Here is a 7,282-nt window from a genome sequence, read left to right as displayed (position 1 = left end):
GTATCTACTATTATTTTTGGATCGATTATGATACTCGTTGTTTCATATTCATTTGGGGAAAAGCAGGGGACAAATTTAAAAAACGAACCAAACAGAAAACAACTTTCCTTTTTCCATGAAGGAACGGCTTACAGCACTAATAACAATTTGAAATTTATTGGTGAGACTTCGGATTATCTTTTTATTTACCATCAGAACGGGTCTCGATCAATGATTTTTTTGAAAAGTGATATTTCCAAATTTACAGTCAGGCTAAAGTAATACCCAACTTTTTCAATTCAAATCAAGGAAGGCGCTGCAAGGGAATTGATAGGGGGTGAAAAAGTAGTCAGATAACCTTATTTCTCAAAACGAGGCCAGCTGAAAAGATGGGTGAAATCAAATGAGTCTGCGCGAAGCTCCGCCGCTTGTGAGAAATGCCGCAGATCGTGTCCTTTTTTATTTTCATTAATCTTGAGCGCAGGTTCGAGCCGTGACTTTCTGTTTTATTATTCCCCCCTACTTCTTCACCCTTCCAGGATTTTCTTCGATAAAGGATTTCCAGCCGGCAGCTCTACCGCGGCTTTGGATTCTTCCTTCGTGAAAGTGATGACAAAGTGCCACAGCCAAGGCATCGGTGGCATCCAGCATTTTGGGGATTTCTTCCAGCTTAAAAAGTGTCTGAAGCATCGCAGCAACCTGCTCTTTGGAGGCATTTCCATTTCCGGTTACCGACTGTTTGACTTTCTTGGGAGAGTATTCGGTGATGGGGATTTCCCGCGCCAAAGCTGCCGCCATAGCCACACCCTGAGCTCGCCCTAGCTTAAGCATGGATTGCACATTGGCTCCGTAGAATGGGGCTTCAAGCGCCACTGAATCGGGCAAAAACTCCTCCAAAATACCGGTGATCCGCTCAAAGATTTTCTTGAGCTTCAATTCATGCGTTCCGTATTTTTTCAGGTGAATCACCCCGTACTGAAGCAGTTTGTACTGCTTGCCCTCCGTGATAATCAAGGCATAGCCCATCACATTGGTGCCGGGGTCGATCCCGAGAATGATTTTTTCCTTTGCGGCTTTTTTAGCTTCTTTACTCACTGCCGCAAGATAGTCCAAAAGATGCTAAGTTTTTATTTGATAGGTGCCTTTGTCTATTGCCTCTTCTTGGTTTACCTGCGGGTCAAATGGATCAGTGAGGCTGCTCAGGACCGCTATTTCGATCAGCCTCAGCTTACAGCCGGCCTTTTGATTCCAGTTCGGAATGAGTCTCCAAACCTGGATCGAATGCTCTGTCTTTTAGGAAAAATCGAGGAGGAATTAGAGGAGATTATTTTCATCGATGATCAAAGTGAGGATGACACTTTTGAAAGGCTTCAAGAACTGATCAAAAACCGAAAGTCCTACAAGCTGATCCGAAGTACAGGCTCAGGTAAAAAGGCTGCACTTCAATCAGGAGTAGCTGCGGCAAATACGGATCTTATACTCACTTCGGATGCAGATTGCCAATGGAGGTCGACTTGGCTGGAGCAAATGAAAGCTCCATTTTCTGATTCTTCCATTCAGCTGGTAGCTGGGCCGGTATTGACCGAGGGGGATGATGGATTTCTAGCTGATTTTCAACTCTTGGATTGGGCGAGTATTTTGCTTTTGACGGGTTTTTCTTTTGTTAAAAAAAAGCCCTTGATGTGCAGTGGAGCTAATTTAGCCTTTCGGAAATCCGCTTTCCTGAAGGTCGGTGGCTATGCAGGAAATGAACATTGGCTATCAGGAGATGATGAGTTTCTGCTAAAAAAAATCCACCAATTTTTTGGAAAAGAAAGCACGCATTACCAGTTCAAAAAAGAAGCTTTGGTTCGTACCCAATCAGAGACTATTTGGCAGGCTTTTTTTAATCAGCGCATCCGCTGGGCGGGAAAATGGCGCGCCCATCAATCCCTCTCGCATTTGCTGGCTTCTGTAACTGTTTTTCTTCTCCAATTAGTTTGGTTGGGATCTATTCTCTTCCTTTTTGAAGGAATTTTGGGATGGGCTTATTTCTTCACAATTTGGGCTTTGAAATATCTGGGAGAGAAATTCTCACTTGGCGGGATTCTTGAATATTACGGCGAAAAGCCCAGCGAAAGTGCCTTTTTATGGACGAGTCTGTTTCATCCGTTCTATTCCCTTCGTATCGGTTTTGGAGCTATTTTTGGAAATTATAGCTGGAAGGGGAGAAGCATCCGAGGAAATGTTAATTTTGAAGTAAATGGAACTGACAGACGAGGAATTTGACTTGCTGGACGAGCTTTATTTCGTCCAATCATTTGATTATTTGTTGGAAGAACTAGGCTGGAGTGACGAAGTGTTGCTTCAGACCCTTCATTCGCTTTTCCAAAAGGGAATGATCAAGTGTCTTGCTTCTCCCGATGATGAGCTTTTTGGAAATGTAGATATTCTAAGCGAAGGCAAAAGCATGCTTTTCCTTGCCACCAAAAAAGGGCTGATGGCCCATAATGCAATTTGATTTTGACAGAAACCAACCAAAAATATCAACGTAAAGAACTGGAGCTCAAATCTCTACTGGAGATCACGCAGGCTATCAATGAAAATCAACCGGAGAGTACCCTTACGGAGATTTTCAAGTTTACTTGCTTGATACACCTCAATATCCGCTCCCTGATACTGTACATGCAGACGGAGAAAGGTTTTGAGAAGAAAATCTCACATGGAGTAAAAGCCAAGGTTCCACCAGTCATTTCCTTGGATCAAATCCACGAAACCAAGTCGGCCGAAAAACTGGAACTTCATCTGGATGAAGGTTTTTCCTTCGAAGAGTTGGAGACCTACCTTCCCGTCTATCATAAGGATAAAATGCTCGCGATTCTTTTCATTAAGCGCAAGCGGCTGGAGGAGGATCTGGATTTGAACTTTACACAGGCCTTGACCAATATTCTGGTGGTAGCTCTGGAAAACAAGCGCTTTGCACGAAAACAACTTCAGCAGGAAGTGCTCAATCGTGAGGTGGCGATTGCCTCGCAGGTGCAGCAGTTACTTTTTCCCAGGAATCTTCCCGAAGAAGGATATTTGCAGGCAAAAGTGACTTATATTCCTCACAGTATGGTGGGGGGAGATTATTACGACTTGATTCGTGTGGCAGACGGTCTTGACTTTTTTTGTATTGCAGATGTGTCGGGAAAAGGGATCGCCGCAGCTTTGCTGATGTCTAATTTTCAGGCATCGCTTCGGACCTTATTGCGAAGTGGAGAGCGCTCGCTTACAACCATAGTCAATCAGTTGAATTTCACCCTTTTTGATAATACCCATGGAGAGCGCTTCATTACCTTTTTTCTTGGGATGTATGATCGCCATTCCCAAACCTTGGACTATGTGAATGCCGGGCATAATCCGCCCATTCTCTGTCATGAGCATGCCGGAGAAATCGAGCTGCTCCATGCGGGAACTACGGTGCTTGGAGCCTTCGAGGAGCTGCCATTTATGGAGGCGGGAAAAAGGAAGCTTGGCGGAGATTTTACGCTACATCTCTACACGGATGGATTGACCGAGGCCATGGATCAGAGCGAAGAGGAGTTTGGGGAGGATCGTTTGAAAGACTTTGTCTCCGGGCATCTTTGTATGGACCCCAAGGATTTTCATGAGTCATTTCTTGCCCGCTTTGAAAAATTCCGAGAAAAAGAAGCTTTGCGGGATGATCTGACATTATTCAGTCTTCGCTTTAAAAATGGTCATTCATAAGGTTCCATCCACGATACAGGCAGTTTTTCCAAAAAGGGAATGGAAAATTCCAACTGAGGGGAAAACAGTTTTTCTGACCTTCGATGATGGACCTGTACCGGGAGCGACGGATTTTGTGCTGAATGAGCTGGCAAAGCGAAATCAACAGGCGACTTTTTTTGTGGTGGGAGATAATGTACGCAAGCATGCAAATCTGGCAAAAGCAATCATCCAAAGTGCACATCAAATCGGCAATCACACCTATCATCATCTAAAAGGTTGGAAGACTGATTTGGAGGCCTATCTGCAGGATGTCGAGCTTTGTGATCAGATTTTGGAGGAAAAGCTGGGACTCCAAACCAAGCTCTTTCGGCCTCCTTACGGTCAATTGCGACCCAGCCAAGCTAAAGAACTCCTTAAGACCCGAAGAGTCATCATGTGGGATGTGCTTTCTGGAGATTATGATTTCGATTTGAATGATGAACAGGTGATCAAAGGAAGCACCGAAAAAATGGACTCAGGCTCGATTGTGGTTTTTCATGATCAGGAGAAAACCCAAGAGCGCTTGACTCGAATACTTCCAACATTTTTGGATTATCTGGTTGATAGGGGTTGGAAGACCGAACTGCTTTGATAGCCCTCGCTTGGATATTGGCCTTTCTTTCGATTAGCCCTTTTCTGATTGGGCTTTGGCATTTGAAATTTCACTGGAAAAGCTTCCCTATCAAGGTTTCTGATCAATTTCCGAAAGTCAGTATTCTGGTAGCCGCACGTAATGAGGAGAAGGATCTCCCGAGATTACTAGCCTCTTTGGATCATTTGAGCTATCCTGTGGAAAAGCTGGAGTTTCTTCTGGCCAATGACCAAAGTGAGGATCGTACTCTGGAAATACTTCATCAATGGGCCAAGGGAAAAGAAAATGTAAAAATCATCAGCACAGCAAAGCCGGAGCAAGGCAGCAATGGAAAGGCGAAAGCTTTGGCGGAGCTGGGGAGGCTTTGTCAGGGAGAATTCCTGTTTTTTACCGATGCCGACTGTGAAGTTCCTCGCGATTGGATTCAGAGTCTATTAGCTGCCTACACAGGCAAAACGGGGATGGTTTTGGGCATCACCCAAGTCGCTGGAAGAAGTCTTTTAGGCAGATTTCAGGAGCTGGACTGGTGGATGACCTTGGGTTTTGTCAAGGTTGCTACAGATTGGGGGATTCCCACGACGGGTTTGGGCAACAATATGAGTATTTCCCGGGAGGCTTATTTGGCTTCGGGAGGTTTTGAAGCCGCAAGTAAAAGCTTGACAGAGGATTTGGAGATTTCCAGAAAAATCAGGCAGGCAGGATTTGCCATTTCCCATCAAGTATGTGACAAGTCACTCGCACGAACCAAGGCTGAAGTAAGCCTATTTCAGCTTCTCAAACAGCGAAAACGCTGGATGAGTGGCGTGGTGACTTTACCCTGGTATTGGCAATTGGCTTTAGGTTTGCAGTTTGCCTATTTTCCCCTGATTTTCATTCTAATCCTTTCTAATGGCTTGTTTGGTGGGCTCTTTCTAGTGCTCAAAGCTCTTCTGCTGGCTATCTTTATTCAGTATTTCGCATCCAAAACCGGTCAAAGGCTAAAGATTCATTTATTATTTCTATTTGATTTTTACTTCCTACCGCTTACCCTCCTGAGTATTCTTTATTACTTTTGGCCTTCTTCTACCGAGTGGAAATCCCGAACCTACCGATGAGACTGATTGATACACACGCCCATATTTATTCTCCCAAATTTGAATCTGACCGGAAAGCGGTCATGGACGCTATCCAAGAGGCAGGGGTGGAGAGGATTTACATGCCGAATGTGGATGTGGAGACCATCGATCAGATGTTTCAAATGGAGAAGGATTACCCAGGCCGCTGCATTCCCATGATGGGCTTGCATCCCTGTGATGTGAAGGAGGATTTTGAGGCGCAGCTTCAGGTGATGAAAGAATGGCTGTGGAAACGCCCATTCGCGGCAGTAGGGGAGATAGGTTTGGATTTGTATTGGGACAAAAGCTTCTTTGAGCAGCAAAAAATTGCTTTGCGCGAGCAAATATCCTGGGCCTTGGAACTCGATCTTCCTATCGTGCTTCACTGCAGGGAATCCATGGATGAGACTATAGAGATCATTCGGGAGATGCAGAATGGAAAACTCAGAGGAATCTTTCATTGCTTTACCGGCAACTTGACTCAGGCCATGCAGATTATTGAGCTGGACTTTTTGCTGGGGATCGGTGGAGTAGTCACTTACAAGAATGGAGGCTTGGATCAGGTTTTACCGCATCTGAGCATAGAAAATCTGGTTTTAGAAACAGACGCACCTTATTTGGCACCGGTACCTTTCCGGGGAAAGCGAAATACCCCCGCTTATTTGCCTTATATTGCTGAGCGAGTAGGAGATTTGATGCAAATGAGCGCTAATGAGGTCGCTGAGGCTACTAGTTCAAACGCCTTAAATTTGTTTGAGAAATTTGAAAATGAATTATAAAATAGTTCGCCTGAATACCCGGGCCAAGACCAGTAAGACTTCCTCGGTCTTGATCATCTACACCGGAGGTACTTTGGGCATGGCCTACGATGAGAGTGGGGCATTGGTACCCTTTAATTTTGGGCAGATTCTGGAGAAGATCCCGATTATTAATAACCTGGATGTAGCTATCACCGTGATTTCTTTTCCTTCACCGATTGATTCCTCCAATGTTTCTGTTTTGCATTGGAAGGATATGGCCTACATCATTTACGAGAATTACGACAGCTACGATGGTTTTGTGGTGCTGCACGGTACGGATACCATGGCCTACTCTGCATCTATGCTTAGCTACATGTTGAAAGGGCTCAATAAGCCGGTGATTTTTACGGGTGCACAATTGCCCATCTCAGCGCTTCGCTCGGATGCCCGTGAAAACCTGATGAGTAGCTTGGAGATCGCGACAGCCAAGATCGATGATAAGCCTATCGTTCCGGAGGTTTGTATCTTTTTCAATCACCTACTTCTTCGGGGCAACCGGTCCAAAAAGGTGCAGAGCGTTCATTTTGATGCTTTTGAGTCTGAAAACTATTCGCCCTTAGCTGAGTCAGGAATTGTGATTGATTATCAATTGGCGGCTATTCGTCCCTATGAACCCAGCAAAAAGCTCAAATTGCTCAATGAGCTGGACAATCGGGTGATGGTACTTAAGCTTTTCCCGGGGATTACAGACAAAATCATGGATGCCTGCTTTGCCATCCCGGATTTGCGCGGGGTGGTTCTTGAGACCTATGGATCGGGGAATAGTCCCAGTGAATCTTGGTTTATGAAGTCACTCGAGCGGGCCATTGCCAAAGGCTTGATCATTCTCAATGTATCCCAATGCAATGGTGGACGGGTGATTCAGGGACGCTATGAAACCTCCCGAGAGCTTTTAAATGTGGGTGTGGTTAGTGGTGCGGATATGACTACCGAAGCGGCAGTGACCAAGTTGATGTTCCTTTTGGGGCAGTCAAAAGATCGGGAAGAAATCCGGCGAAAACTGACCATTCCGATAGCGGGGGAGATGACGACCTGAGAAAGCTTGGGTATTTTCGCGGGAAATTTGG

Annotated in this window: 8 protein-coding genes; 7 read left to right on the top strand and 1 reads right to left on the bottom strand. The window is 45.2% G+C overall.

All coding sequences use genetic code 11. The features are described from left to right. Nucleotides 1-498 precede the first annotated feature (498 nt). Complete coding sequence (gene ruvC, locus OU792_RS16575) at nucleotides 499-1,074, bottom strand: crossover junction endodeoxyribonuclease RuvC (RefSeq protein ID WP_134199914.1); 576 nt, start codon at nucleotides 1,072-1,074, stop codon at nucleotides 499-501. A 21-nt stretch (nucleotides 1,075-1,095) separates the two neighbouring features. On the opposite strand from ruvC, the gene OU792_RS16570 reads away from it, so the two are divergent. From OU792_RS16570 to OU792_RS16540, 7 genes are read left to right on the top strand one after another with little or no spacing between them, the layout of a single operon-like run. Continuing rightward, a complete protein-coding gene (locus tag OU792_RS16570; RefSeq protein WP_134199799.1) occupies nucleotides 1,096-2,247 on the top strand; it encodes a glycosyltransferase in 1,152 nt (383 codons plus the stop codon). Continuing rightward, nucleotides 2,222-2,479, top strand: coding sequence for a hypothetical protein (locus OU792_RS16565; RefSeq protein ID WP_342453743.1), 258 nt, complete (start codon nucleotides 2,222-2,224; stop codon nucleotides 2,477-2,479). Before OU792_RS16570 ends, OU792_RS16565 begins: the two co-directional genes overlap by 26 nt. A 2-nt stretch (nucleotides 2,480-2,481) precedes the next feature. After that, nucleotides 2,482-3,708, top strand: coding sequence for a PP2C family protein-serine/threonine phosphatase (locus OU792_RS16560; RefSeq protein WP_446698915.1), 1,227 nt, complete (start codon nucleotides 2,482-2,484; stop codon nucleotides 3,706-3,708). Beyond that, nucleotides 3,695-4,321, top strand: coding sequence for a polysaccharide deacetylase family protein (locus tag OU792_RS16555; RefSeq protein ID WP_134199801.1), 627 nt, complete (start codon nucleotides 3,695-3,697; stop codon nucleotides 4,319-4,321). The genes OU792_RS16560 and OU792_RS16555 overlap by 14 nt, the downstream gene beginning before the upstream one ends. Continuing rightward, nucleotides 4,318-5,415: a glycosyltransferase gene (locus OU792_RS16550; protein ID WP_166669357.1), complete on the top strand. Its 1,098-nt coding sequence runs from the start codon at nucleotides 4,318-4,320 to the stop codon at nucleotides 5,413-5,415. The genes OU792_RS16555 and OU792_RS16550 overlap by 4 nt, the downstream gene beginning before the upstream one ends. Continuing rightward, nucleotides 5,412-6,194, top strand: a complete 783-nt coding sequence (locus OU792_RS16545; RefSeq protein WP_222583846.1) for a TatD family hydrolase — start codon at nucleotides 5,412-5,414, stop codon at nucleotides 6,192-6,194. Before OU792_RS16550 ends, OU792_RS16545 begins: the two co-directional genes overlap by 4 nt. Continuing rightward, complete coding sequence (locus OU792_RS16540) at nucleotides 6,184-7,251, top strand: asparaginase (RefSeq protein ID WP_026947844.1); 1,068 nt, start codon at nucleotides 6,184-6,186, stop codon at nucleotides 7,249-7,251. Before OU792_RS16545 ends, OU792_RS16540 begins: the two co-directional genes overlap by 11 nt. Nucleotides 7,252-7,282: the final 31 nt, after the last annotated feature.

The organism is Algoriphagus sp. NF (assembly GCF_028823735.1).
GTDB lineage: Bacteria > Bacteroidota > Bacteroidia > Cytophagales > Cyclobacteriaceae > Algoriphagus > Algoriphagus marincola.
This window is presented reverse-complemented; position numbering and strand designations above follow the sequence as displayed.